20 protein-coding genes are annotated in these 25,056 nt (G+C 73.6%); 14 read left to right on the forward strand and 6 right to left on the reverse strand.

Annotated features, from left to right (window positions below):
• The first annotated feature begins 129 nt into the window (after positions 1-129).
• The 4 genes from ACF1BH_RS16765 (at position 130) to ACF1BH_RS16780 (ending at position 8,304) form a co-directional block, all read left to right on the forward strand.
• The gene (locus tag ACF1BH_RS16765) at positions 130-1,635 is read left to right on the forward strand and encodes a cytochrome ubiquinol oxidase subunit I (RefSeq protein ID WP_391643216.1); all 1,506 of its coding nucleotides are present in this window, start codon (positions 130-132) and stop codon (positions 1,633-1,635) included.
• Positions 1,636-1,645: 10 nt separating this feature from the next.
• On the forward strand, positions 1,646-2,647 hold the full coding sequence (gene cydB / locus ACF1BH_RS16770) for a cytochrome d ubiquinol oxidase subunit II (protein WP_391643217.1): 1,002 nt from the start codon (positions 1,646-1,648) through the stop codon (positions 2,645-2,647).
• Positions 2,648-2,803: 156 nt separating this feature from the next.
• The gene (gene cydD / locus ACF1BH_RS16775; RefSeq protein WP_391643218.1) at positions 2,804-6,451 is read left to right on the forward strand and encodes a thiol reductant ABC exporter subunit CydD; all 3,648 of its coding nucleotides are present in this window, start codon (positions 2,804-2,806) and stop codon (positions 6,449-6,451) included.
• Positions 6,452-6,558: 107 nt separating this feature from the next.
• Positions 6,559-8,304, forward strand: a complete 1,746-nt coding sequence (locus ACF1BH_RS16780; RefSeq protein WP_391643219.1) for a GAF domain-containing sensor histidine kinase — start codon at positions 6,559-6,561, stop codon at positions 8,302-8,304.
• A gap of 187 nt (positions 8,305-8,491) precedes the next feature.
• Here the strand turns inward: ACF1BH_RS16780 and ACF1BH_RS16785 are convergent, their stop codons facing one another.
• Both ACF1BH_RS16785 and ACF1BH_RS16790 read right to left on the reverse strand, forming a co-directional pair.
• Positions 8,492-9,550, reverse strand: a complete 1,059-nt coding sequence (locus tag ACF1BH_RS16785) for an HAD hydrolase family protein (protein ID WP_391643220.1) — start codon at positions 9,548-9,550, stop codon at positions 8,492-8,494.
• Positions 9,551-9,638: 88 nt separating this feature from the next.
• On the reverse strand, positions 9,639-10,553 hold the full coding sequence (locus tag ACF1BH_RS16790) for an LLM class flavin-dependent oxidoreductase (protein ID WP_391643221.1): 915 nt from the start codon (positions 10,551-10,553) through the stop codon (positions 9,639-9,641).
• Positions 10,554-10,843: 290 nt separating this feature from the next.
• Between ACF1BH_RS16790 and htpX the strand changes: the two genes are divergently transcribed.
• Both htpX and ACF1BH_RS16800 read left to right on the forward strand, forming a co-directional pair.
• Positions 10,844-11,743: a zinc metalloprotease HtpX gene (gene htpX / locus ACF1BH_RS16795; RefSeq protein ID WP_391643222.1), complete on the forward strand. Its 900-nt coding sequence runs from the start codon at positions 10,844-10,846 to the stop codon at positions 11,741-11,743.
• Positions 11,744-11,857: 114 nt separating this feature from the next.
• The gene (locus ACF1BH_RS16800; RefSeq protein ID WP_391643223.1) at positions 11,858-12,421 is read left to right on the forward strand and encodes a hypothetical protein; all 564 of its coding nucleotides are present in this window, start codon (positions 11,858-11,860) and stop codon (positions 12,419-12,421) included.
• Between the two features lie 45 nt (positions 12,422-12,466).
• Here the strand turns inward: ACF1BH_RS16800 and ACF1BH_RS16805 are convergent, their stop codons facing one another.
• On the reverse strand, positions 12,467-13,081 hold the full coding sequence (locus ACF1BH_RS16805) for a PadR family transcriptional regulator (RefSeq protein ID WP_391643224.1): 615 nt from the start codon (positions 13,079-13,081) through the stop codon (positions 12,467-12,469).
• 115 nt (positions 13,082-13,196) lie between these two features.
• Here ACF1BH_RS16805 and ACF1BH_RS16810 point away from each other — a divergent pair, with 115 nt between their 5' ends.
• A complete protein-coding gene (locus ACF1BH_RS16810) occupies positions 13,197-13,784 on the forward strand; it encodes a hypothetical protein (RefSeq protein WP_391643225.1) in 588 nt (195 codons plus the stop codon).
• A 4-nt stretch (positions 13,785-13,788) separates the two neighbouring features.
• Entirely contained in the window at positions 13,789-15,108 is a 1,320-nt protein-coding gene (locus ACF1BH_RS16815; protein ID WP_391643226.1) for a carotenoid oxygenase family protein, read from the forward strand.
• An 86-nt stretch (positions 15,109-15,194) separates the two neighbouring features.
• Here the strand turns inward: ACF1BH_RS16815 and ACF1BH_RS16820 are convergent, their stop codons facing one another.
• From ACF1BH_RS16820 to ACF1BH_RS16830, 3 genes are all read right to left on the reverse strand, one after another.
• Entirely contained in the window at positions 15,195-16,388 is a 1,194-nt protein-coding gene (locus ACF1BH_RS16820) for a MerR family transcriptional regulator (protein ID WP_391643227.1), read from the reverse strand.
• A gap of 427 nt (positions 16,389-16,815) precedes the next feature.
• The gene (locus ACF1BH_RS16825; protein ID WP_391643364.1) at positions 16,816-18,657 is read right to left on the reverse strand and encodes an SDR family oxidoreductase; all 1,842 of its coding nucleotides are present in this window, start codon (positions 18,655-18,657) and stop codon (positions 16,816-16,818) included.
• A 56-nt stretch (positions 18,658-18,713) separates the two neighbouring features.
• Complete coding sequence (locus ACF1BH_RS16830; protein WP_391643228.1) at positions 18,714-19,580, reverse strand: M24 family metallopeptidase; 867 nt, start codon at positions 19,578-19,580, stop codon at positions 18,714-18,716.
• Positions 19,581-20,004: 424 nt separating this feature from the next.
• Between ACF1BH_RS16830 and ACF1BH_RS16835 the strand changes: the two genes are divergently transcribed.
• From ACF1BH_RS16835 to ACF1BH_RS16860, 6 genes are all read left to right on the forward strand, one after another.
• Complete coding sequence (locus ACF1BH_RS16835; RefSeq protein WP_391643229.1) at positions 20,005-21,072, forward strand: ABC transporter ATP-binding protein; 1,068 nt, start codon at positions 20,005-20,007, stop codon at positions 21,070-21,072.
• Positions 21,062-21,199 carry a hypothetical protein gene (locus tag ACF1BH_RS16840; RefSeq protein WP_391643230.1) on the forward strand — a complete coding sequence of 46 codons (138 nt, stop codon included), beginning with the start codon at positions 21,062-21,064 and terminating at the stop codon, positions 21,197-21,199. Before ACF1BH_RS16835 ends, ACF1BH_RS16840 begins: the two co-directional genes overlap by 11 nt.
• Positions 21,196-22,110: an ABC transporter permease subunit gene (locus tag ACF1BH_RS16845; protein WP_391643231.1), complete on the forward strand. Its 915-nt coding sequence runs from the start codon at positions 21,196-21,198 to the stop codon at positions 22,108-22,110. The genes ACF1BH_RS16840 and ACF1BH_RS16845 overlap by 4 nt, the downstream gene beginning before the upstream one ends.
• Positions 22,111-22,165: 55 nt before the next feature.
• Complete coding sequence (locus ACF1BH_RS16850) at positions 22,166-23,077, forward strand: ABC transporter ATP-binding protein (protein WP_391643232.1); 912 nt, start codon at positions 22,166-22,168, stop codon at positions 23,075-23,077.
• A 68-nt stretch (positions 23,078-23,145) separates the two neighbouring features.
• Entirely contained in the window at positions 23,146-23,913 is a 768-nt protein-coding gene (locus ACF1BH_RS16855; protein ID WP_391643233.1) for an ABC transporter permease, read from the forward strand.
• A gap of 152 nt (positions 23,914-24,065) precedes the next feature.
• Positions 24,066-24,782: an adenosylcobinamide amidohydrolase gene (locus ACF1BH_RS16860; RefSeq protein ID WP_391643365.1), complete on the forward strand. Its 717-nt coding sequence runs from the start codon at positions 24,066-24,068 to the stop codon at positions 24,780-24,782.
• The last annotated feature ends 274 nt before the right edge of the window (positions 24,783-25,056 follow it).

The raw sequence follows: 25,056 nt of genomic DNA on the forward strand, positions 1-25,056 counted from the left end.
GAGGCTGAAGTCATAGGAGATAATTGCTTGTGAATGTGAACGCGTTCACAAGCGCGCCGTTTATGTCCCGCTTCACTGCGTGCATAAAGGGCAAAAGCCGTAGCGAAACGGCGACGTAAGGAGAACGACGTGGAGCTGGCGTTGGCGCCAGAGACTTTGGCGCGATGGCAATTCGGCATCACCACCGTCTACCACTTCCTCTTCGTGCCCTTGACGATCTCCCTGGCGGCGCTGGTCGCCGGACTGGAGACGGCATGGGTGCGGACGGGCAAGGAGAAGTACCTCCGGGCCACCAAGTTCTGGGGCAAGCTTTTCCTGATCAATATCGCGATGGGCGTGGTCACCGGCATCGTCCAGGAGTTCCAGTTCGGGATGAACTGGTCCGACTACTCGCGCTTCGTCGGTGACATCTTCGGCGCCCCGCTCGCGTTCGAGGCGCTGCTGGCCTTCTTCTTCGAGTCCACCTTCATCGGACTGTGGATCTTCGGCTGGGACAAACTGCCGAAGAAGATCCACTGTTTCTGCATGTGGATGGTCTCCATCGGCACCATGCTGTCGGCCTACTTCATCCTCGCGGCCAACTCCTGGATGCAGCACCCGGTCGGCTACAAGTACAACCCCGCGAACGGCCGGGCCGAGCTGACCGACTTCTGGAAGGTGCTCACCCAGGACACCACGCTGGTCGTCGTCTTCCACACCCTCACCGCCGCCTTCCTCACCGGCGCCGCGTTCATGGTCGGTATCTCCGCGTACCACCTGATGCGCAAGAAGCACGTCGAGGTGATGCGGCCCTCGCTGCGGCTCGGGCTGGTCACGCTGGTGATCGCCGGGATGCTCACCGCGGTCAGCGGCGACACGCTCGGCAAGGTGATGTTCAAGCAGCAGCCGATGAAGATGGCCGCCGCCGAGGCGCTGTGGGACAAGGAGGAGCCCGCGCCGTTCTCCGTCTTCGCCTACGGCGACGTCGACAAGGGCCACAACAAGGTCGCCATCGAGGTCCCCGGCCTCCTCTCCTTCCTCGCCCACAACGACTTCTCCTCGCCGGTGCCCGGCATCAACGACGTCAACAAGGCCGAGCAGGAGCGGTTCGGGCCGGGCGACTACCGGCCCAACATCCCCGTCGCCTACTGGGGCTTCCGCTGGATGATCGGCTTCGGCATGACGTCCTTCGCCATCGGGCTGGCCGGGCTCTGGCTGACCCGGAAGAAGTTCTGGCTCGCGCCGGGACTGCGGACCGCCGACGACGAGCCACCCCGGCTCGCGCTCACGAAGAACACCGCGCTCGGCGCCCGTCTGACCAAGTGGTACTGGTCGCTGGCGTTCGTCACCCTCGGCTTCCCGCTGATCGCCAACTCCTGGGGCTGGATCTTCACCGAGATGGGCCGCCAGCCGTGGGTCGTCTACGGCGTGCTGCGCACCTCGGACGCGGTCTCGCCCGGCGTCTCCCAGGGCGAGGTGCTCACCTCGATGATCGTCTTCACCGCGCTCTACGCGATCCTCGCCGTCGTCGAGGTCCGGCTGCTGGTGAAGTACGTCAAGGCCGGACCGCCGGAACTGACCGACGACGACCTCAACCCGCCCACCAGGATCGGCGGCGACTCCGACGCCGACCGGCCGATGGCCTTCTCGTACTAAGGGGGCGACTGTGCAACTCCACGACGTCTGGTTCGTCCTCATCGCCGTGCTCTGGACGGGCTACTTCTTCCTGGAGGGCTTCGACTTCGGGGTCGGTGTCCTCACCAAACTGCTCGCCCGCGACCGCACCGAGCGGCGCGTCCTGATCAACACCATCGGCCCGGTCTGGGACGGCAACGAGGTGTGGCTGCTGACCGCGGGCGGCGCCACCTTCGCCGCCTTCCCGGAGTGGTACGCCACCCTCTTCTCCGGCTTCTACCTGCCGCTGCTGGTGATCCTCGTCTGCCTGATCGTGCGCGGTGTCGCCTTCGAGTACCGCGCCAAGCGCAGCGGGGAACGGTGGCAGCGCAACTGGGAACACGCGATCTTCTGGACCTCGCTGCTGCCCGCCTTCCTGTGGGGCGTGGCGTTCGGCAACATCGTGCACGGCGTGAAGATCGACGCGCACAAGGAGTACGTCGGCGGCGTCCTGGACCTGCTCAACCCGTACGCGCTGCTGGGCGGGCTGGTCACGCTGACGCTGTTCACCTTCCACGGCGCGGTCTTCACGGCGCTCAAGACGCTCGGTGACATAAGGGGCCGGGCCCGCCGGATGGCGACGGGCGTCGGTCTGGTCGCCGCGGTACTGGCGGCGGCATTCCTGCTCTGGACGCAGGTCCACCGGGGCAACGGCGCCAGCCTGACCGCGCTGGTCGTGGCGGTCGTCGCGCTGGTCGCGGCGCTCGGCGCCAACCAGATCGGCCGGGAGGGCTGGGCGTTCAGCTTCTCCGGTCTCACGATCGTCGCCGCGGTGGCGATGCTGTTCCTGACGCTCTTCCCGAACGTCATGCCGTCGACGCTGAACGACGCCTGGAGCCTCACCGTCACCAACGCCTCGTCCAGCCCGTACACCCTGAAGATCATGACCTGGTGCGCCGGGATCGCGACGCCGATCGTGATGCTCTACCAGGGATGGACGTACTGGGTGTTCCGCAAGCGCATCGGCACCCAGAACATCGCCGAAGCCCACTAGGTCTGCGGCGCCCTCCCACGGGGGAAGGCGCCGCGGGCACCCGCCGGGGCGGTGCCGGATCTCCTGCCGGGGACCGGCGCCCTCCCGGACCGCCAGCCCGAGCCCGCCGGGCGGTTCCGCTCCTCCGGGGCGGCGCCAACCGGCTTGCCAGGACGGATGTTTCACGTGAAACCCATCGACCCGCGCCTGCTCCGTCACGCCCGCGCCACCCGCGGATTCCTCGTCGCCGTGGTGCTCCTCGGGCTGGCCGGCGCGGGTCTCGTCATCGGCCAGGCCATGCTCGTCGCCGAGATCGTGGTCGGCGCCTTCCAGCACGGCCGCGACCTCGGTGGCCTGGCCGTTCCGGTCGCGTTGCTCGCCGCGGTCTCCGCCGGGCGCGGGCTGGTCTCCTGGCTGACCGAACGCGCCGCGCACCGCGCGAGCGCCGCGGTCAAGTCCGAGCTGCGGACCCGGCTGGTGGAACGGGCGGCGCTGCTCGGACCGGGCGCGTCCACGCGGCGTACCGGTGACGGCGCGGCGGCGGACGGCGCGAACGGCGGTGAGGCGCCCGGCGCGGACGGCGGTGAGCGGCGCACCGGCGAACTCGTCACCCTCGCCACCCGCGGCATCGACGCGCTGGACGGCTACTTCGCCCGCTATCTGCCGCAGCTCGGCCTCGCCGTCGTCGTCCCCGTCGCGGTGCTGGCGCGGATCGTCACCGGCGACTGGATCTCCGCGCTGACCATCGTCGTCACCCTGCCGCTGATCCCGCTCTTCATGGTCCTCATCGGATGGGCCACCCAGGCACGGATGGACCGGCAGTGGCGGCTGCTGTCGCGGCTCTCGGGCCACTTCCTCGACGTCGTCGAGGGCCTGCCGACCCTCAAGGTCTTCGGCCGGGCCAAGGCCCAGGCCACCGCCATCCGCACGCTGACCGGCTCCTACCGCCGCGCCACCCTGCGTACCCTGCGGGTCGCGTTCCTCTCCTCGTTCGCGCTGGAACTCCTCGCCACCCTCTCCGTCGCGCTGGTCGCCGTCGGCATCGGGATGCGGCTGGTCCACGGCGAACTCGATCTGACCACCGGGCTGATGGTGCTGATCCTGGCGCCCGAGGCGTATCTGCCGCTGCGGCAGGTGGGCGCGGAGTACCACGCGGCGGCGGAGGGCCTGGCGGCCGCCGAGGAGATCTTCGCCGTCCTGGAGACGCCGCTGCCGCCCGCCGGGACGGCGCCGGCGCCCGCCGGTACCGCGCTGACCGTCGACGGCCTCGCCGTCCGCCACCCGGGCCGCCGGACCCCGTCGCTCCCGGCGACGTCGTTCGAGGTCCGGGAGGGCGAGACGGTCGCGCTGACCGGCCCGTCAGGCGCCGGGAAGTCCACCCTGCTCAGCGCCGTCCTCGGCTTCGCGGCGCCGGCCGAGGGCCGGGTCCTCGTCGACGGCACCGACCTCGCCACGCTCGACCCCGAGGAGTGGCGCGCCCGGATCGCCTGGGTGCCGCAGCAGCCGCACCTCTTCGCCGGGACGCTCGCCGAGAACGTCCGGCTGGCGCGCCCGGACGCGGACGACGCGGCGGTGCGCCGGGCGCTGCGGGACGCGGGCGCCCTCGACTTCACCGACGCCCTGCCGGACGGTGCCGACACCCGTATCGGCGAGTCAGGCGCGGGCCTCTCCGCAGGACAGCGGCAGCGAATCGGGCTGGCCCGGGCGTTCCTCGCCGACCGGCCGCTCCTGCTCCTGGACGAGCCGACCGCCAACCTGGACGGGGCGACGGAGGCGGGCATCGTCGACGCGGTCCGCCGGCTGGCCGCCGGGCGGACGGTGCTGCTCGTCGTCCACCGGCCGGCGCTGCTGGCGGTGGCCGACCGAGTGGTACGGCTGCCCGACCCGGCGGTCGACGCGGCAGCCGACGCGGCGGAGACGGCCGGGGCGGAGCGCGCCGCGGCGGTCCGGGCGGCGGCCCCCGCGGCCGCTCCCGGGGAGACGGCCGGGCCCGCCGGGGCGCCGGCCGGAGCGGAGCCGCAGCCCGCCGGTGGCTCCGCGCTCGCCCGGCTGCGGCGCATGGCGCGGGCGCGCCGGGGGCGGTTCGCGCTGGCGCTGCTGCTCGGCAGCCTCGCGCTGGGCAGCGCGATCGGGCTGATGGCGACGTCCGGCTGGTTGATCTCCCGGGCCTCGGAGCAGCCTCCGGTGCTCTATCTGATGGTGGCGGTCACCGCGACCCGCGCGTTCGGCATCGGCCGCGCCGTGTTCCGGTACGCGGAGCGGCTGGTGGCGCACGACGCGGTGTTCCGGATGCTCGCCGACGTACGGGTGGCGGTCTACCGGCGGCTGGAGCGGCTGGCGCCCGCCGGGTTGCGGGAGCGGCGCCGCGGCGATCTGCTCTCCCGGCTGGTAGCCGACGTCGACGCCGTGCAGGACCACTTCCTGCGCTGGCTGCTGCCGGTCGGGGCGGCCGTGGTGGTCGGCGTCGGCACGGTCGGCTTCACCGCCTGGCTGCTGCCGGAGGCGGGCGCGGTGCTCGCCGCCGGGCTGCTGCTCGCCGGGGCCGGGGTGCCGCTGCTGTCGGCCACGCTGTCCCGGCGCGCCGAACGCCGTCTGGCCCCGGCCCGCGGCGCCCTCGCCACCCGCGTCGTCGACCTGCTCACCGGCACCGCCGAGCTGACCGTCGCGGGCGCGCTCGCCTCCCGTACCGCGGCGGTCGGGGACGCGGACGGGGAGCTGACCCGGATCGCGGCCCGCTCCGCGCGGGCGGCGGGTGTCGGCGCCGGACTGTCGGCGCTGCTGAGCGGGTTGACCGTCACCGTCTCCGCGGCGCTGGGCGTACAGGCGGTGCACGACGGGCGGCTGGACGGCGTCCTCCTCGCCGTCGTGGTGCTGACGCCGCTGGCGGCCTTCGAGGCGGTGGCCGGGCTGCCGCTCGCCGCGCAGTACCGGCTGCGGACCCGGCGCGCCGCCGAGCGGGTCTTCGAGGTGCTGGACGCACCCGCCCCGGTCCGCGAACCGGAGACGCCGAAGCCCGCACCGAACACGCCGTTCCCGCTGGTCGTACGGGGTCTGACGGCGCGCCACCCGGGGCAGGCGGCCGCCGCCCTGGACGGGGTCGGTTTCACGTTGGACGCGGGGCGGCGGCTCGCGGTCGTCGGGCCGTCCGGTTCCGGCAAGACCACGCTGGCGCAGGTGCTGCTGCGGTTCCTGGACCGTGAGGCGGGTGCGTACACGCTGGCCGGGACGGACGCCGCGGAGCTGGACGGCGACGCGGTGCGGCGGCTGGTGGGGCTCTGCGCGCAGGACGCGCACGTCTTCGACAGCTCGCTGCGGGAGAACCTCCGGCTCGCCGCACCGGAGGTGACCGGCGACGACGACCTGTGGGAGGCGCTGGAGCGGGCCCGGCTCGCCGGGTGGGTGCGGTCGTTGCCGGACGGGCTCGGCACCATGGTCGGCGAGCACGGCGCGCGCCTCTCGGGCGGTCAGCACCGCCGCCTGGCGCTGGCCCGCGCGCTGCTGGCCGACTTCCCCGTCCTCGTCCTGGACGAGCCCGCCGAACATCTGGATCTGGCCACCGCCGACGCGCTCACCGCCGATCTGCTGGCCGCGACGGAGGGCCGCACCACGGTTCTGATCACCCACCGGCTCACCGGTCTCGACGCGGTCGACGAGATCCTGGTGCTGGACGGCGGCCGCCCCGTCCAGCGCGGTGGCTACGCCGAGCTGGCCGCGGCCGACGGCCCGTTCCGCCGGATGCTGGAGCGCGAGCGCGAGGTGGACGCGGTGTACGGCGCCGGGGCGACGGCGGGGCGCGAGGCCGTGGCGGGGGCGGCGCGCGGGTGACGGGACGCGCCCCTGCCCGCCCGTCGCGTACGCACCGGCTCGGGCGCGATCCGGACCGCCACCGACGCCGCAAACACCAACAAACCAGCCCGTATTAGGCTCAGGGTATGGCAGCCACCGAAGGGTCTTCCGTTCCGCAGGACCCCGGGCACCCCGGGGCGGACACCGACGCGCTGCAGGCCGCCACGGAGGCGACCCGCAGCCTCCAGGGGCTCTCCGCGGAGCTGACCGCGCGGGTGCCGCGGCTGATGGAGGCGATGCGCACCGTCGGTGCCGGACTCGACCTGCACGTGACCCTGGACCGCATCGTGCAGACCGCCGCCGAACTCGCCGACGCCCGGTACGCCGCCATCGGCATCATCGACGAGGCACGCGAGGGCCTGTCGGACTTCGTGACGTACGGCGTGACCGCGGAGGACCGGCGGCGCATCGGCGCGCTGCCCGACGGCCACAGAGGGCTGCTCGGCGCGCTCATCCACGACCCGCAGGCGGTGCGGCTGGCCGACCTCACCCAGGACTCCCGCTCGTGCGGCTTCCCTCCGGGGCATCCGCCGATGCGGACGTTCCTGGGGGTGCCGATCCGTGTCCAGCAGGAGATCTTCGGCAACCTCTATCTGACGGAGAAGCACGGCGGCGGCGAGTTCAGCGAGGAGGATCTGCACATGGTGCGGGTCCTCGCCACCGAGGCGGGCATCGCCATCGGCAACGCCCGCCTCTACGCCGCGACCCGGCAGCGTGAGCACTGGATCGACGGGTCCGTCGCCGTCACCACCGAACTGCTCAAGGGCAGCGACGTCGACGACGCGCTCGCCGTCGTCGCCGAACAGGCCCGCCGGCTCGCGGATTCGGCGGCCGGCATCGTGCTGCTGCCGGACGAGGAGGGCGGTCTGGAGATCGTCGCGGTGTCGGCGGACGACCCGGCCGGCATCATGGGGACGCAGATCCCGCCGGACAGCCCGGTTGCGGAGCAACTGCTGGCCGGGGAGCCGCTGTTCCTCGACGACTCGGCCACCGACCCGAGGATGGTCACCGCGCTGGCGCCGCGGTTCGGGCCGAGCATGATGCTGCCCCTCAGGAGCGGCGGCCGGGTCCTGGGCACCCTCGCCGTCCCCAGGGCGCGCGGCGCCCGCCCCTTCACCGCGGCCGAGCGCACTCTGGCCACGCAGTTCGCCGCGCAGGCGGCGCTGGCGCTGGTCCTCGCCGACGCGCAGCGCGACCGCGCCCGGCTCGCCGTCTACGAGGACCGCGACCGTATCGCCCGTGACCTCCACGACCTGGTCATCCAGCGGCTGTTCGCCACCGGGATGCTGCTGGAGAGCGCCCAGCGGCGGGCCGTGGTGCCGGAGGTGAAGGAGAACATGGCCAAGGCCGTCGACGAACTGGACGTGACGATCCAGGAGATCCGGACGGCGATCTTCGCGCTCCAGCAGGAGCCCGCCGAGGCGCCGTCCGGGCTGCGCACCCGGGTGCTGCGGGAGGTCGGCACCGCCGCCGTCCCGCTGGGCTTCCGCCCCTCGGCGTCGTTCGTCGGACCGGTGGACGCCCGGGTCGGCGAGCTGACCGGCAAGAACCTCATCGCGGCGGTCCGTGAGGCGCTGTCGAACGCGTTCCGGCACGCCCGGGCGGCGCGGATCGAGGTCGTCGTCGACGCGACGGTGACGCTGCCCGACGGCACCGACGGCGTCCGCCTGACCGTCGCCGACGACGGCATCGGCATCCCCGCGGACGGCCGCCGCAGCGGCCTGCGCAACCTCGCCAAACGCGCCGAGGCACTGGGCGGGTCGAGCACCCACGGCCCCGGGATCGGGCCGGACGGCGGCGGCACGACGGTGGTGTGGGAGGCGCCGCTGTGAGGAGGCGCGCGGCGCCGCGGGACGCGCGGGGGAGCATCGGGCACCGGCGGGCGTACGGGACCCCGGCGCACGCCGGGCCGGGACCGGGTGCGGCGGGGCGCGCGAGACACCGACGCGCGCCGGACCGCGGCGGTACGGGACAGGGGCGCGCGGCCGACCGGTGCGCGCCGTCCCGGCCCGGTGACGCCTAGAGGCCCAGGAGCCGTTCGATGACGGCCGCGACGCCGTCCTCGTTGTTGGAGGCGGTGCGTCCGGTGGTGACCGCGAGGACGTCGGGGTGGGCGTTGGCCATCGCGTACGAGGCGCCCGCCCAGGCCAGCATCTCCATGTCGTTGGGCATGTCCCCGAAGGCGGTGACCTGCTCCGGGGCGATGCCGCGCGCCGCGCAACACCGGGCCAGCGTCCGGGCCTTGCTCACCCCGGGGCCGCTGATCTCCAGCAGCGCGGTGGGGCTGGACCGGGTGATCGACGCCAGCGACCCGGCCGCCTCCCGCGCCAGCGCGAGGAACACGTCCGGCTCCCACGCGTCGTGGTGTGCCAGCAGCTTGAGCACGGGCTGCCCCGGCCCGGCCGTGGGGATCTCCCCGGCGACGGCCCCGGGGGCCGGGGCCTGCGCGGTGATGCCGGCCGTACGGGGCGGACCGGTGTCCGGTGCCCCCACCGGGGCGGCGCCCTGCGCACCTACGGGGACGGCGTCCGGCGCTCCCACGGGTGCGGCGATCACCTCGTCGCCCGCGCCGAGGGCGGTGGGCGCGGGCCCAGGCGGCGGGTCGAAGTCGTCGGCGAGCAGCTTCTCGACCGGGGCGGTGACGGCCGCCGGATCGCGGTGGAACGGCGGGTAGTGCGGCTCGTAGTGGATACCGCCGGTCCGCTCGACCGCGAACGACGTACCGGGCGCGGCGGCCCGCAGCGCCTCCACGACCTCCCGGGCGGCCCCCAGCGGCAACGGGCTGACTTCGACGAACCGGCGGCCCCGGTGCAGATCGACGACGGCCGCACCGTTGGCGCAGATCGCCAGCCCGTGGCCGTGCACATGGTCGCTGACCACGTCCATCCACCGGGCCGGCCGCCCGGTGACGAAGAAGACGTCGACTCCGGCCCGCTCGGCGGCGGCGAGCGCGGCGACGGTCCGCTCCGAGACCGTCTTGTCGTCGTGCAGCAACGTTCCGTCGAGGTCGGTCGCGATCAGCCGGGGCGAAACGCCCTGACCGGGGACGGGGGCTCGGGGAGGCGTCGGAGAGGTCACGGGGCCAATCTTCACGTACGGGGCGACGGGGGGAAGCCCTGGGGCGGGACGGGGTTCCTGGGGCCGGGGACAGGCACCGGCCCCAGGGTCAGCCGAGCTGCCCGAGTGCCTCCGTGGCGATCGCCTCGAACACCGCGTGGTCCGCCGCGAAGTCCGTCCCCGGGATCGGCCAGTGCACGACGATCTCGGTGAAGCCCAGCTCCCGGTGGCGGCCCGCGAAGTCGACGAAGGCGGCGACGGACTCCAGAGGGCGGGCGCGGTCCGGGGTGAAGCCGGTGAGGAGGATCTTGTCGAGCTCCGCCGCGTCGCGTCCGGCGTCGGCGCAGGCCTTGCCGAGCTTGTCCAGCTGGGCCCGCAGCGCCGTGACGGACTGCTCGGGCGTGCCCGTCGCGTACAGCTTCGGGTCGCCGGTGGTCACCCACGCCTGCCCGTGGCGGGCGGCGAGCTTGAGGCCGCGCGGGCCGGTCGCGGCGACGGCGAAGGGCAGGCGGGGGCGCTGCACGCAGCCGGGGATGTTCTGCGCGCCGCCCGCGGCGTAGAAGGTGCCGTCGTAGGTGACGGTGTCCTCGGTGAGCAGCCGGTCGAGGAGCGGCACGAACTCGGCGAACCGGTCGGCCCGCTCGCGCGGCGTCCACGGCTCCTGGCCGCCGGCGGCGAGGGCGTGGGCGTCGAATCCGGTGCCGCCCGCGCCGATGCCGAGGGTGATCCGGCCGCCGGAGACGTCGTCGAGCGAGATCAGGTCCTTGGCGAGGGTGACGGGGTGGCGGAAGTTCGGCGAGGTGACGAGCGTCCCCAGCCGCATCCGCTCGGTGACCCCCGCGGCGGCGGTCAGCGTCGGCACGGCGCCGAACCACGGGCCGTCGCGGAACGGTACGCGCCAGGACAGGTGGTCGTAGGTGTACGCCGTGTGGAAGCCCAGCTCCTCCGCCCGCTGCCAGGCGGCGCGGCCTCCCTCGTGCCACCGGCGGTACGGGAGGATCACGGTGCTCAGACGCAGACTCATGCGGTCCAGCGTACGGGGGCGCCGACCGGGCGGGCCGGGACGCCGGACGGGCCGTATACGGGTGCGCGGGGCCTGCCGCCCCAAGGGGCGAGGGCCCGCCGGACCGCGGACCCCGCCCGGGCAGGCGCTCCTCGCCGCTGCGCCGCCCCCACTGACCTGGACTTATTCCGCACATCGCCAGGAAGAGGGAGAATCGGTAGCGAGCGGCGCAGTGAGCAGGGCCCGGCGCGCGGGAAGGGGTGCACGCCTGGGTCGGCCGGTGCGCGAAGGCGCGGCGCATGGAGGAAGCCATGGCACAGACCCGATTCGCCCCCGATCGCGGGCTCACCTCGCGGATGGTCACCACGATGTTCTTCATCGGGCTGCTGTACGTGGTGGTCGTCGGCGCGCTGGTGGTGCTGCTCAAGGGCGCCTGGGTGATCGTGCTGCTCCTGGCGGGCGGGATGTTCGTCGCACAGTTCTGGTTCAGCGACCGGATCGCCGCGTTCAGCATGGGCGCGCGGGAGGTCACCCCGGAGCAGGCGCCCGAGTTGCACGGCGTCGTCGACCGGGTGTGCGCGCTGGCGGACATGCCGAAGCCGCGGGTCGCCATCGCCGAGACGGACGTCCCGAACGCCTTCGCCACCGGACGCAACCAGAAGAACTCCATGGTGTGCGCCACCACGGGCCTGCTGCGGCGGCTGGAGCCGGAGGAACTGGAGGGCGTGCTCGCCCATGAGCTGTCGCATGTCGCGCACCGCGATGTCGCGGTGATGACCATCGCGTCGTTCCTGGGGGTGCTGGCCGGGATCATCACCCGCGCCGCCCTGTGGAGCGGCGTCGGCCGCAGCAACCGCGATCAGAACGCCGCGATCGCCGTCCTCGTCGTCACGCTGGTCAGCGCGGTCGTCTATGCGATCAGCTTCCTGCTGACCCGGCTGCTGTCCCGGTACCGCGAGCTGTCCGCCGACCGGTCCGCGGCGATCCTCACCGGCCGGCCGTCGGCGCTGGCCTCCGCGCTGACGAAGGTCACCGGGCAGATCGCCCGCATCCCCACCGACGACCTGCGCAAGTCGCAGCCGTTCAACGCCTTCTTCTTCGCTCCCGCGTTCAACAAGGAGACCTTCAACCAGCTGTTCTCCTCGCATCCGACACTGGAGCAGCGGCTGGACCAACTCGGCCGGATCTCCGCGCAGCTGGGGCGCCCGTGACGGCGCGTGCGCCCCGGGGCGCACGCGGCCACGGAGTTCTGGTGGGCGCGTCGGTCACCGGTTCCGGTGGGCGCGCCCCCGGCGGCGCGCGGGACGAGCGGGGAGAATGACGCCATGGGATTTCTGGACGCCCTTCTCGGCCGTAGCAAGCCGGTCCGCCCCGACCTCGATCAGCTCTTCGCGCTGCCGTCCGCGGCGGTGACGCTGGAAGCGGCGGCGGACTTCCGGCCGACCGGCCGCGGCTCGGTCTGTTTCGCCAGCGTCGAGGGCGGGGAGTTCGCCCGCATCCAGGCGGAGGTCCGGGCCCTCCTGGGAGCGCCGGTCGACTTCAGCCAGGACGCCTACGGGTACACCTGGATGCAGGCGCGGCACGACCCGCAGGACGTGGCGGGCCTGGTCAACGACCTGCACGCGGTGAACTCCGCCCTGGAGGACGCCGGTTTCGGACCGCAGCTGCTCTGCTCGCTGCTGGGGTTCGAGGACGGGCAGGGGCGGCGGCTGGCGCTCGTCTACCTCTACAAGCGCGGCACGTTCTACCCCTTCGCACCCGCGGCGGACGGCGCCGAGAAGCGCGACAACCCGCTGGAACTGCAGGTCAAGGCGATGCTCGGCGACGATCTGCGGATCGAGGGCGATCTCGCCCGGTGGTTCCCGGTGTGGGGAGCGCCCGGGCTCTGAGGCGCGTGGCGGGCGAGCCGCCCTCGGGGACGTCCCGTGGGCGCCCTATCCCTTGGGCGCGGGGCCGTCGCCGGGTTCGCCGTCGTTCGTGGTGGTGACGGTCCGGTGACGGCCGCGGACCCGGTCGCTCGCCTCACGGGCCTTGACGGAGTCGATCTCCTTCGCGGCCCAGCGCGCCCACTCCTCCTGCGCGGCCGTCATGCGCAGGCCGTACTCCAGCGCGAGCCGCCCGTACACGGAGAGCATCTCGTCGTCCCACTCCGTCTCCTCGTCGACCCGGCGGAGTTCGGCGTGGAGCCGGGCGGTCTCCTGTGCCCGTCCGAGGAGGAACGTGCGGGCCTCCAGCGGGGTGAGGACGCCGAGGAAGAAGACCCGCAGCAGGCTGTCGTCGCGGTGCGGACCGGCGGGCGGGACCTCCGCGAGCCAGTGCCGCAGCTCGGCCAGGCCCTCGTCGGTGATCGCGTACTCCTTCCGGCCGCGCGGACCGTGGGCGGCGACCTCGGCCAGGCCGGCGGAGGTCAGCTTGCCCAGCTCGCCGTAGACCTGGCTCTGCGTGGCCGGCCAGACGTTGGCCAGCGAGGCGTTGAACAGCTTCATCAGGTCGTAGCCGCTGGCCGGGGACTCCGACAGCAGGCCCAGCACGGCATGTTTCAGGCTCATACCCGCACACTAACTCCCACATTCCACTCTTGACACGTCGGGATCTCACCTTCTACTTTCGACATGTCGAAACAGAAATGTGTGCGGGTGTGGCCCGCCGACGGGGGGAGAAGTCATGCAGTACCTACGGGGATTCCTTCCCTGGCTGGCCTTCGGATGCGTCTCGGCAGCCGGGTGGCAGTGGGGCGCGGCGGCCGGGCTGGTGCTCGCGGCGGTGCTCCTGCTCACCGACCGCACCGCGGGCTGGGCACCCGCCGAGCGCCTGCTCGACTACGGCACCGTCCTCTTCTTCGCGGCCCTCACCGCCTTCGCCTTCCTCCGGCCGGACAGCGGCCTCAAGGTCTACGCCGGGGCCCTCTCCATGGGCTGGCTGGCGCTCGTCGCCTGGGGCTCGATCGCCGCCCGGTCCCCGTTCACCCTCGCCATAGCCCGCCGCCGGGTGACGCCCGAGATCGCCGCGAGCCCGCTCTTCCGGCAGATCAACACCGTCCTCACCGCCGCCTGGGCGCTCTCCTTCACCCTCACCGCCCTCGCCCAGGCAGCCCTGTCCTTCCACGGCGGGCTCCCCGGACTCTCGCTCGCCGTGCAGATCGCCGGGTTCGTCCTCCCGGCCCGCTTCACCGCCGCCTATCCGGACCGGGCCCGCGCCCGGTACCTCCGCGACGCCGCCCCGCAGCACCCGGCACGCATCCAAGGAGCCTGACGCCATGACCACCGCACCCGCACCGCACCTGGCAGGCAACTTCGCCCCGGTGTCCGACGAACTCACCGCCCACGACCTGCCGGTCACCGGCACCGTCCCGCCCGAGCTGACCGGCTGGTATCTGCGCAACGGCCCCAACCCGCACGCCGCCGCCTCGGCTCACTGGTTCCTCGGCGACGGCATGGTCCACGGTGTGCGCCTGGCGGGCGGCCGCGCCACCGCCTACCGCAACCGCTGGGTGCGCACCTCGACCTTCACCGACGGCGCCCCGCTCTTCGACGGCAAAGGAGGGTTCGACCGCACCGCCGGCCTCGCCAACACCCACGTCGTGCGCCACGCCGGGCGCACCCTGGCGCTGGTCGAATCGTCCTTCCCCTACGTACTGGACCACCGGCCGGGCCATGAGCTGGAGACGCTCGGCCCGTACGACTTCGGCGGACGCCTCACCACGGCGATGACCGCCCACCCGAAGACCTGCCCCACCACCGGTGAGCTGCACTTCTTCGGCTACGGCGGGCTGCGGCCCCCGTATCTCACCTACCACCGCGCGGATGCCGCCGGGGAGTTGGTGCTCAGCCGCCCGATCGACGTGCCGGGCCACACGATGATGCACGACTTCCATCTCACCGACGCCCACGTCGTCTTCATGGACCTCCCCGTCGTCTTCGACCACACCACCCCCGGCCTGCCCTACCGCTGGGACCCGGAGTACGGCGCCCGTCTCTGCGTCCTGCGCCGCGACGACCCGTTCGGCCCGGTCCGCCGGCTGCCCATCGACCCCTGCTACGTCTTCCACGCCCTCAACGCCCACGACGACGGCGACGACCGCATCGTCCTGTACGTCTCCCGGTACGCCTCCTACGGCGGCCCGGCCCCGGCGCACCTGTGGCGGTGGACCCTCGACCTGGCCACCGGCACCGTCCACGAGGAGCAACTCGACGACCGGGAATGCGAGTTCCCCCGGATCGACGACCGCCTCGCCGGCCGCCCCGCCCGCTTCGGGCACGCCACCGCCGCCGAGGGCCCCGGCTCCGGACCGGTACCCGGCGCGCTGCTCCGGTACGACCTGCGGACCGGGACGTCCGAGCGGTACGACTTCGGCCCCGGCCGCACCCCCGGCGAGGCGGCCTTCGCTCCCGCCGACTCCACCCCCGGCGGCCCCGGCTGGCTGATCACCTACGTCCATGACGCGGCGAAGGACACCAGCGATCTCGTGATCCTCGACGCGGAGGAGATATCCGCCGGCCCCGTCGCCACCGTCCACCTCCCCCGGCGCGTCCCCTACGGATTCCACGGCAACTGGCTCCCGGACCCGGCAGCTTGACCACACGGGCGCCACGGCGCTTCCGGCCCGCACGTTGACAACAGCACAGAGTGGTGCGCGCGAGGCCCCGGGCCCGGCCCGCGGTGTCAGCCGCCGGTGGTGCCGCGGGCCTCGCCGGAGCCGCCGGTCCCGCCCGGCCCGGGCGCGGGTGCCGCCCCGCCCGGGCCCGCGTCACGGGGGCGCGGCGGGACCAGGGCGTCCAGGGTGCGGGCCTGCACCTCCCGCCGCGCGGCCGCCGCGATGAACGCGGCGGTGTTCTCCGGGCCCACCAGCTCCCGCACGGCCGCCACCGCGTCGGCGGGCAGCAGGACCGAGGCCCGGCCCGCCCCGGCACGGGGGTCCGGGGCGGGCGCGGTCCCGGCAAGCGGAGCTCCGCTCCCCTCGCGCACAGGCCGGGGCAGACCACCGCACCGTCCCGGCTCGGCGGCGAAGGGGCCGAGGGCATCCGCCCCTCCGCCGGGCACCCGCCCCTCGGACGCATCGGCCCCGCGCGTACCGGGGGCGTCGTCCGGCGGGAGCGCCCCGGCGAGGTGTTGGCGCAGATGGCGGGTGGCGAGTGTGCGCATCGCGCGGGCGAGTTCGGCGTCTATGGTCTGCCGGGCCAGCGGCCGCAGCCGCCGGACCAACTCCGCCGCCTCGGCTGCCGCGGCTTCCGTCGGCGGGCGGTCGAGGAACGGCTGGAAGACATGCTCGGTGGTGAAGTCCAGGAAGCGGGAGGCGATGTGCTCGACCTGTGCGCGCACCTCCCGCAGATGTGTGGCGACGGCGGTGAGCGGGACGCCCGCGGAGTGCAGTTCGGCGGCGACGGCCAGCTCCTGCGGGCTGGGCACCGCGTACACATCGGCCCGGTCCGGTACGGGCTCCAGGATGCCCAGTTCGACCGCCTCGGCGAGCGCCGCGTCGTCGAGCCCCGAGCCGCCCGCCGCACCGCCGAACGCGTCGTGCAGCTGCTCGGCGGTGACGTGGGACGACTGCTCCTCGCTCCACGGCCCGTCGACCTCGGCGGCCAGCCCGAGGACCCCGCCGAGGTCCCGCCCGGCGTCCCAGGCCGCCAGGAGCTCCTTGATGCTGGCGAGGGTGTAGCCGCGTTCCAGCAGGTCGGTGATCTGCCGCAGCCGCGTGAGATGGGCGTCGCCGTAGACGTTGGCGCGGCCCCGGCGCTCCGGACGGGGCAGCAGACCACGGTCCTGGTAGGCGCGGATGGTGCGGACGGTGGCGCCGCTGAGGCGGGCCAGGTCCTCGATGCGGTACTCCGGCTGTGGCTGCGGCTGGTCGGTCAAGGCGGTGCTCCTCACAGGTCGGCCGCGCCGCCCACCGCACCCGCCGCGGCGCGTACGACCGGGGAGGCGCCGGCGGGGCGACGGCCGTGCAACGCCCCGTCCTGCGAGGGATGGTACGGGCGCCTCAGCTGCCCCCGCACCGCCCCGCCGCCCGGACCGGGCCCGGGTGCCCGGTCCTCACCCCGGGCGGACCCGGCACGGTGGTGGCAGGCACCGACCGGGCACACGCCGGGGGCCGTCCGTACCCGGGCCGCGGCGGGACAGACCGGCGCCCGACGGGCCACCGCCGGCCGTGTCACCGCCCGGCCCGGGCCGAGCCGCGCCCCGTCCGGGCCCTGCCCGGAACGGGCCCCGGCCGGGTACAGGCCAGGACGCCTCCCGGCCCGGCACGCCCCGGAACATCCCCAGGAACACCTCTCCCCCCGTCTCACAGCGGAGGCTCGATGCGGGCGACGGCCCGCAGCGCTCGCGGCGCCACCCGGGAGAGGAACCGCGCGCCGCGCGCCTCGGGGGTGACGGGGACCACCGCCTGATTGCGGACCACGGCGCGCAGGACGGCGTCCGCGACCTTCTCCGGCGGATAGTTACGCAGCCCGTAGACCCGGGTGGCCTTGGTCTGGCGCGCCTTCTCCTCGTCGGCCGACACCCCGGTGAACCGCGAGGTGGCGGTGATGTTGGTGTTGACCAGCCCCGGGCAGATCGCCGAGACCCCGATGCCCTGTCCCGCCAGCTCGGCACGGAGGCACTCGCTGAGCATCAGCACCGCGGCCTTGGACGTGCTGTACGCGGGCAGGGCCCGGGACGGCTGGAACGCCGCGGCGGAGGCGGTGTTGACGATGTGCCCGCCCTGGCCGCGTTCCGCCATCCGCTTCCCGAACGTCCGGCAGCCGTGGATGACGCCCCAGAGATTGACGTCCAGGACCTTCTGCCAGTCCTCCACCGACGTCTCCATGAAGGAACCCGACAGCCCGATCCCCGCGTTGTTGACCAGCACGTCGACCGTGCCGTAGGCGGCGTCGACACGGTCCGCGAGCTTCTCCATCGCCGCGGCGTCCGCGACGTCGACCACCTCGCTGTACGCCTGCGGGGCGCCGATCAGCCGGGCCATGTCCGCGGTCCGTGCGGCGCCCTCCGCGTCCCGGTCCACCGCGACGATCCGCGCCCCGGCCTCCGCGAACGCGAATGCCGTCGCCCGGCCGATGCCGCTCGCCGCACCGGTCACCAGCACCAGCTGCCCGCCGAACCGGTCCGCGTAGGCCCCGGACGCCGCGACCGCCTTCGCCGGGTCGCCCTCCTCCTGGGTGGTGATGAACTCCGTGATCCACGCGGCCAGTTGGTCGGGCCGGGTGCGCGGCACCCAGTGCTTGGCCGGGAGGGTGCGGCGGGTGAGCCGGGGCGCCCACCGGTCGAGGTCGTCGTAGAGCCGCTCCGACAGGAACGCATCGCCGGTCGGGGTGATGAGCTGCACGGGGCAGTGGGCGAACGCGTCGTCGCGGGGGTGGCTGAGCCGGGAGCGGATGTTGTCGCGGTACAGCCAGGCGCCGTGGGCCGCGTCGCGGGGCAGGGACGACGTCGGGTAGTCGCCGCCCGGCACCTTCTCGAACCGTTCCATGAGCGCCGGCCACCGCTTGCCGAGCGGGCCCTTCCAGGCCATCTCCGGCAGCGCCGGGGTGTGCAGCACGTAGACGTACCAGGACTTCAGGGACTGGGACAGGAGCTGTGTGGCGCGGCGGGGGGTGGGCCGCTTGAGGCGTCCCTTGATCCAGTGGCCGAAGTGGTCGAGGGACGGGCCCGACATCGAGGTGAACGACGCGATCCGGCCCTCGGTCCGCCGGACCGTCGCGAACTCCCAGGACTGCACCGAGCCCCAGTCGTGCCCCACCAGATGCACCGGCCGGTCCGGGCTGACGGCGTCCACGACGGCGAGGAAGTCATCGGTCAGCTTCTCCAGCGTGAACCCGCCGCGCAGCGGCTGCGGCGCGGTCGAGCGCCCGCAGCCCCGCACGTCGTACAGCACCACGTGGAAGCGGCCGGCGAGCCGCTGCGCGACCTCGGACCAGACCTCCTTGCTGTCCGGGTAGCCGTGCACCAGCAGCACCGTGGGCCGCTCCGGATCACCCAGTTCGGCGACGCACAGCTCGATACCGCCGGTGCGCACCCACCGCTCCCGGGCCCCCGGGAGGCCGGCCCCGGCAGCCGTGCCACCGCTCCCGGAGCCCGCCGCGCCGGCAGAGCCCGCCGCACCGCGCCCTTCCACCGCGTCCGCCATGTCCTTCTCCTCGCCCTCTTCCTCGACTTCGTTCCCGACCGGATCCGGAAGCTGCCTCACGCGGCCTTCTCCTCCTGCCACCGCCGCACATGCGGCAGATCGTCGTCCAGCCAGAACGCGCTCTCCCGCGGGTCTTTGGAGTCCGTCACGACGAGGAGCTCCTCGAACTTCGCCCCCGTGCCGCGGAATCCGAGATGCGGTTCGACGGCCCACAGGCCCGGCTGCGGCGGATGGTCGGAGAAGGAGTACGGGCTCCACAGCGGCGACCAGCCCTCCCGGTGCCCGTGCAGCGCGTCCGACGCCAGCCCCTTCAGGGACTGTGTCCCGAAGCCGAACACGGTGGGCGCCCACCGCCGCTCCCGGACCTGGTCGACCTTGTGGGCGATGACCCCGAACGGGTAGGCGCGGTGCCGGTTCGTGTGCCCCTGGCGCACCATCAGGCGCTCGACGTCCTCGTAGATCTCCCGCAGCGGACGGCGCTCGCGCACCTCGCGGAGGATCAGTTCGCGGTGTGCTTCCAGGTCGGCCGTCAGCCGGTCGTGGACGGGGTTGAGGCCCAGGCAGCCGGAGTAGCCGATGTCGGCGGTGAAGCCGCGGTACACCGGAGCCATGTCGAGGATGAACGGCATCCCCGGCTCCAGCCGCCGCCCGGTCGGGAAGAACTGCAGCGGTACGCGGAACCCGGCGAAAGCCGTCCGGTCGCCGAACCACGCGAACGGCAGATGGAACCAGTCCCGCACCCCGCGCTCGCGCAGCCACACCCGCTGCATCCGCGCCGCCTCACGCTCGGTGACGCCCGGCTTGAGCTGCGCGGCGACGGCCTCGGCGCACTCGTAGGCGAGGCGCTGGACCTCCCGGAAGCCGCGTAGCCGCGCGCCGAGGGCCCCGGCCGCCGCCGGATTCTGTGAGGTCACTACAGGCATCGTCCACCGTCCGTCCGTCAGCAGGGCATCGTCGCGGTACGTGTACGTAACTTGACACTGATGAATGTGACAATCGCTGACGTTCACGTCAAGAGGCGTGCGGTGAACCCGCACGGAACCTGCCACGGACCCACCGCCCGCCCCTCCGAACCGCCCCCTCCGAACCGGCCGTCCGCACCGGCCCCGCAGCTGGACCCGCACCAGCCCCGCAGTCCCACCCGTCCCGAGGCCCGCCCCCCGCCCGACCGCTGAGCCCGTACCGGACGGACACCCGTACCCGCTCCACCCTCTGGAGGACCCGCCCCGACACCTCCGCCATGCCCCACGAGGAGGGCATCCCCTAAGGGGCGTCGTCCCCGAGAGGTAGGACCGGACCGTCGTCCGGGGTGACGATCCGTGTGGCGGGCGCCACTACCGTCGAGGTGTGACCGTCATCCTGACCGAAAGCCTCAGCAAGCGGTTCCCGCGGGTGACCGCCCTGGACCGGCTGACCGTGGACATCGCGCCCGGTGTGACCGGCCTGGTGGGCGCCAACGGGGCCGGAAAATCGACCCTGATCAAGATCCTCCTCGGCCTCGCCCCGGCCACCGAGGGCACCGCACACGTCCTCGGCATGGACGTCACCACCCACGGCGCCGCCATCCGCGAACGCGTCGGCTACATGCCCGAACACGACTGCCTGCCCCCGGACGTCTCCGCCACCGAATTCGTCGTCCACATGGCCCGGATGTCCGGCCTGCCCCCCACAGCGGCCCGCGAACGCACCGCGGACACCCTCCGCCACGTCGGCCTCTACGAAGAGCGCTACCGCCCCATCGGCGGCTACTCCACCGGCATGAAACAGCGCGTCAAACTCGCCCAGGCCCTCGTCCACGACCCGGAGCTGGTCTTCCTCGACGAGCCGACCAACGGCCTCGACCCCGTCGGCCGGGACGACATGCTCGGCCTGATCCGCCGCGTCCACACCGACTTCGGCATCTCCGTCCTGGTCACCTCCCACCTCCTCGGCGAACTGGAACGCACCTGCGACCACGTCGTCGTCATCGACGGCGGCACGCTGCTGCGCTCCTCAGCCACCGGCGAGTTCACCCGGGCGACCACCTCCCTGGTCGTCGAGGTCACCGACACCGACGAGCACCCCGACGGCACCGCCGCCCTCCACTCGGCCCTCGCCGCCGCCGGAGCCACCGTCACCCGCGACGCACCCGGCGCCGCCCCGGCCACCACCGCCGGCCACCTCCTCCACATCGAAGCCGGCACGTCCGGCGGCGCGGACCCCCACGACCTCGTCCGCGACACGGTCGCCGCCCTCGGCCTCGGCCTCGTCCGCATGGAACCCCGCCGACACCACCTCGCCGAGGTCTTCCGCACCCCGGCGACCGCCACTACCGGAGCCGAGGCCCCGCCCGGCACCGGCCCCGCAGCCGAACCCGCCATCCCGGCCCCCGCCCCGCACCCCGCCCCGAAGGGAGGCGCCACCGATGCCCGCTGACCCCACCTCACCGGCCCCCGCCACCACACCGGGCGCCCACCGCCCCGCCCCCTACGGGCAGCACACCCCCGACACCGCCCCCACCACCGGCCACCCCCGGCCCCGACCCACGGAGGCCGCGGCATGACCGAGCCGCAGAACACCGCGACGGCCCCGCAGCCACCGACTGGGGCATCCCTCCACAACATCGGCTACCGCCACTACGACGGCCCCCGCCTAGGCCGCGCCTACGCCCGCCGCTCCCTCTTCGTCCAGAGCCTGCGCGGCGCCTACGGACTCGGACGCTCCGCCAAGTCCAAGGTCCTGCCGATGCTCCTCCTCGGCGTCATGTGCCTGCCCGCCGGCATCATGGTCGCGGTCACCGTCGTCACCAAGGCCCACAGCCTCCCCCTCGACTACAGCCGCTACGCGATCTACCTCCAGGCCGTCATCGGCCTCTACCTCGCAGCCCAGGCCCCCCAGTCCGTCTCCCGCGACCTGCGCTTCCGCTCCGTACCGCTCTACTTCTCCCGCCCCATCGAGCGCATCGACTACGTCACCGCGAAATTCGCCGCCCTCGCCGCCGCCCTCTTCCTCCTCACCGCCACCCCGCTGGTGATCCTCTACGCCGGTGCCCTCCTCGCGAAGCTCGACTTCGCCGACCAGAGCGAGGGATTCGCCCAAGGACTGCTCACCGTCGCCCTCCTCTCCCTCCTCTTCGCCGGCATCGGGCTGGTCATCGCCGCCGCCACCCCCCGCCGCGGCTTCGGCGTCGCCGCCGTCATCGCCACCCTCACCCTCCCCTACGGGGCCGTCAGCGCCCTCCAGGGCATCGCCTACGTCCAGGGCCACGAATCCGCCGTCGGCTGGCTCGGCCTCTTCTCCCCGATCACCCTGATCGACGGCGTCCAGGCCACCTTCCTCGGCGGCACCACCTCCTTCCCCCAATCCCTGGCCCCCACCACCGCCGCGGGCGCCCTCTACCTCCTCGTCGCGCTGGCCACCGTCGCCGCCTCCTTCGCGCTGCTCCTGCGCCGCTACCGCAAGGCCGGCCTGTGACCCACCCCGTCCGCCACACCCACACCGCCACCCGCACCGACGAGGAGCCGCGCCCATGAGCACCCTCCGCATCGACCACGTCTCCCGCTGGTTCGGCAACGTCGTCGCCGTCAACGACATCACCATGACCATCGGCCCCGGAGTCACCGGCCTCCTCGGCCCCAACGGCGCCGGAAAATCCACCCTCATCAACATGATGGGCGGCTTCCTCGCCCCCTCCCACGGCACCGTCACCCTCGACGGCGACCCCGTCTGGCGCAACGCCCGCAGCTACCGCCACCTCGGCATCGTCCCCGAACGCGAAGCCATGTACGACGTCCTCACCGGCCGCGAATTCGTCCTCGCCAACGCCGAACTCCACGGCCTCGGCCGCACCGAGGCCGCCGCCGCCCTCGCCACCGTCGACATGACGTACGCCCAGGACCGCAAGATCGCCACCTACAGCAAAGGCATGCGCCAGCGCGTCAAAATGGCCTCCGCGCTCGTCCACGACCCCTCGGTCCTGCTCCTCGACGAACCGTTCAACGGCATGGACCCCCGCCAGCGCATGCACCTCATGGAACTCCTGCGCGACATGGGCGACGAGGGCCGCACCGTCCTCTTCTCCTCCCACATCCTCGAAGAGGTCGAACAACTCGCCACCCACATCGAGGTCGTCGTCGCCGGACGCCACGCCGCCTCCGGCGACTTCCGCAAGATCCGCCGCCTGATGACGGACCGCCCGCACCGCTACCTCGTCCGCTCCGACAACGACCGCGCCCTCGCCGCCGCCCTCATCGCCGACCCCTCCACCGCAGGCATCCAGGTCGACCACACCGAAGGCGCCCTCCACATCCAGGCCGTCGACTTCACCCGCTTCACCACCCTCCTGCCCCGCGTCGCCCACGACCAGGGCATCCGCCTCCTCACCGTCACCCCCTCCGACGAATCCCTGGAATCCGTCTTCTCCTACCTCGTCACGGCCTGACCAGCGCCGACGCCGACCGCACCCGCCCCGGCCCCCAACGCCCCGCCCGCCCCGGAAGGAACCCGCACATGTCCACCACCAGCCCACCCACCCCCGCCGCACCCCTGCCCCCCGCCTTCTTCCACCCCACCGTCGCCCGCCTCACCTACCGCACCCTCCTCGGCAGCCGACGCGCCCTGATCCTCTTCGCCCTCCCCGCCCTCCTCCTCGTCATCGCCGTCGCCGTCCGCACCCTCACCGGCGCCGACGACACCACCGCCAAGGAGATCCTCGGCGGATTCGCCCTCGCCACCCTCGTCCCCCTCATCGGCGTCATCGCCGGAACCGGCGCCATCGGCCCGGAGATCGACGACGGCTCCGTCGTCTACCTCCTCGCCAAACCCGTACGCCGCAGCACCATCGTCCTCACCAAACTCACCGTCGCCACCGGCACCGCCCTCCTCTTCTCCGCCGTCCCCGTCCTCGTCGCCGGCTACGTCCTCAACGGCAACAGCCAGCAGATCGCCGTCGCCTACGCCACCGCCGCAGCCGTCGCCTCGATCGCCTACGCCGCCGTCTTCCTGCTCCTCGGCACGATCACCCGCCACGCCGTCGTCATCGGCCTGGTCTACGCCCTCGTCTGGGAATCCCTCTTCGGCAGCCTCGTCCCCGGCGCCCGCACCCTCAGCATCCAGCAGTGGGCCCTCGCCCTCGGCGGCCGCCTCGCCCCCGACTCCACCGTCACCTCCGCCGTCACCCTCCCCACCGCCGCGATCCTCCTCATCGCCGCCACCACCGCCGCCACCTGGTACGCCACCCGCCGCCTCCGCGCCCTCACCCTCGCCGGGGAGGAGTGACCGCCGCCGGATCCGCAGCACAAAGCGCGGCAGGGGAGAGCACCACCAGGCAGGCGCCCACCCCTACGGGCCCTCCGTAAGGTGACCGCGTGACGCCCCCGACGCCCTCCCCGACCCCATCCGCACCCACCACGGCACCGGCCACCACCCCGCTGATCACCACCGAGACGCTGCACCACCCCGGCGCCCCGGGCACGCCCGCCACCCTCCCGGCGCTCCTCTGGCGGGCCGGACCGGGCTGGCGGATGATCTCCAGCGCCGTCCTCGGCGGCGGCATCGGCGAACGCCACTGGGTCCTCAACGCCCAGGTACCCCACGGCTACACCCGCCGCGACCCACAACGCCACCTCGCCGAGATAGCCGCCCCGGCCCTCACCACGCCGCCCGCGTCCCCCTCGGCCCCGCTCCCGCCCGGCGTCGGACTGATGACCGCCGCCGACATCCTCGCCACCGCCGCCCACTCCACCGAGGACGGCGCGGAAGCCCTGGTCACCGCCGGTGTCGGCGTCTCCGGCTGGGCCGCCGTCCCGGCCTCGCACGCCGTGCCCCACCCCGGCCCCGGCACGATCAACATCCTCGTCGCACTCCCGGTGCCCCTCACCGACGCGGCCCTCGTCAACGCCGTCGCCACCGCCACCGAAGCCAAGGTCCAGGCACTCCACGACAACGGCTACGACGCCTCCGGCACCCCGACCGACGCCGTCTGCATCGCCGCCCGCACCCCGCGAAACACCACCCCCGCCGAACACTTCGCCGGCCCCCGCTCCCCCTGGGGCGCCCGCCTCGCCCGCGCCGTCCACCGCGCCACCCACGAAGCCGTCGCCCACGACGCCCGCCTCCGCACGACGCCCTCGGACCCGGGCCCCTGACAGCGGACCCGGCCGAACGCATACCTCCGCCCCGCACGGAGTGAGCGTTCCACCCGTACGGGCCCAGCCCGTCCCACCCGTACGGGATCAGCCCGTCCCACCCGTACGGGAGCCGCCTCCGCGGCCCGCCCCACGGGAGACAAACCACCGCCCCGCCGCAAGACCCACAGCAGGCGCACCCCACCGAGGCCCCCAAACAGGCGCACCGCAGAGGCCCCCACCGCGTACGGGTCGCCCCGTCCCACCCGTGCGGGCGAGCGCATCCCACCCTTAC

The sequence above is a fragment of the Streptomyces sp. NPDC014733 genome, from assembly GCF_043083385.1.
Lineage (GTDB): Bacteria > Actinomycetota > Actinomycetes > Streptomycetales > Streptomycetaceae > Streptomyces.